Raw genomic sequence first — 1601 nt, forward strand, 5'->3', positions numbered from 1 at the left:
AGCTTGACGTTTAACCTGTCCGGCTGACGCCGGCCGGTTCCTGGACGTCGGTTCTGTCGCGTTTGCCCACATGGTGATGCGGTGCGCGGCGGGTGTTCTTCGAACCGAAGGGTCGTCCGGGACCTGGTCGGGAGGGTCTCGGCGCACCGGCCGGAGTGGGCATCGTCCGGTGGATGTGCGGAAACCCGCGACGGACCCGGGCCGGGGTCAGCCGGCCCGGCGGACGTGGTCGCTCCCACGGTCGGCGCAGATCCTCGGCCAGGGACCGGGCGAGCCGCAGCTGGGTGTGCGCCACGATGACGATCCAGGTCCAGCGGTCGGCCGCCTCGGGGCTGCGGATCTTCGGCGCGGTCCATCCCAACGTCTGTTTGAACATCCGGAAGGTGTGTTCGAGGTCGAAGCGGCGCAGGAACATCTGCCACAGTCGATCGACGTGATCGGCGCCGACCGTCGGGTCCGAGCACCACAGCCACACTGGCGCCGGATGCCGATCCCCGGGCAGATGCTCGACGGTCAGCCGGATCACCGTGCCCTCGACGATCGGCGGCGGGCCCGGATGCGCGGCCCACACCCCTCGATGAGTAAGCCTGGGGTGCAATCGATTCCACGCTTCCGCCACGGCCGTGCCGTAGCGGTCGGTCACGGTGGCGGTGGTGGTCGCGGGCGGGGTCCAGGTGGTCGGGTCGGCGAAGTGGAACTGCGCCCCGTGCCGCGGTGGGCGCCCGGTGCGGCCCGGCGGTGGTGCCGGGAAGCACAACACCCGGTCCCCGCGCATCCGGCCCAGGATCCGCACCGGCTGGTCGGCGAGAGCGAACGCCAGCCGGGGCAGGTCGTAGCCGGCGTCGAAAACCAGCAGGATGTCCGGGTCGTCGTCGCGGTGGTGGCCGGCCGCCCGGAGGCGGTCGACCACGTTCCGGATCTGGGCGGCGGTCACGGCGGTCGGGTCCTCGTCGGGGTGCAGGCGCACCGCGTCGAGCACCGCCGTCCACGAGGTGCGACCCGGTTCGAGCGCGGCGATGAACGAGTACTGCCAGCCGGGGATCAGCTGCGCCTGTCCCTTGCCGCGGCCGTAGACGTGGCAGAACGACCGCTGCGGGCTCGTCGGGGCATCCGGGCGCAGCCAGGCGCTGACATCGACGGCCAGCACGATCGCGCCGTCGCCGCACCGGGGCAGCGGGAGGGCGGTGACTGTACGACGCAATCGATCCACTTCGATTCGGCCGCAGTTGATTCCGTCGTACAGTGCGCCGTGACCGCGGCGGTGCTCGAGAGTCAGAGACAACTCGACCAGAGTGCGGACCGCACCGCCGGCGCACAGCACCGCGTCGGTCAGCTCGAACAACACGTCACGACGAGTGGTCAGGCAGTCGTAGAACTGCTCCCGGAACACGGCCAGATCGACACGCGCATCGATGCTCGGCTGCCCGCCGACCGCCGTCATGTCGGGCACACTGATACTCACGGCCACCGCCTTCGCCTCGAGAGTTCTGCCAGGAACCTCTCGGATGATCAGGCGGTGGCCGTATCTTCCCTCTGCGACACGCCGGACGTCGCCATCACCGAAGGGGCGGGTCGGAACGCCGCAGGTTAAACGTCAAGCT

1 protein-coding gene is annotated in these 1601 nt (G+C 70.1%); it reads right to left on the minus strand.

All coding sequences use genetic code 11. The features are described 5' to 3' along the window. Nucleotides 1-10: 10 nt before the first annotated feature. The gene (locus CQZ88_RS00765) at nt 11-1462 is read right to left on the minus strand and encodes an NF041680 family putative transposase (protein WP_258008397.1); all 1452 of its coding nucleotides are present in this window, start codon (nt 1460-1462) and stop codon (nt 11-13) included. Between the last annotated feature and the right edge of the window lie 139 nt (nt 1463-1601).

The sequence above is a fragment of the Rhodococcus sp. ENV425 genome (genome assembly GCF_002887785.1).
GTDB classification, from domain to species: Bacteria; Actinomycetota; Actinomycetes; order Mycobacteriales; family Mycobacteriaceae; genus Rhodococcus; species Rhodococcus aetherivorans.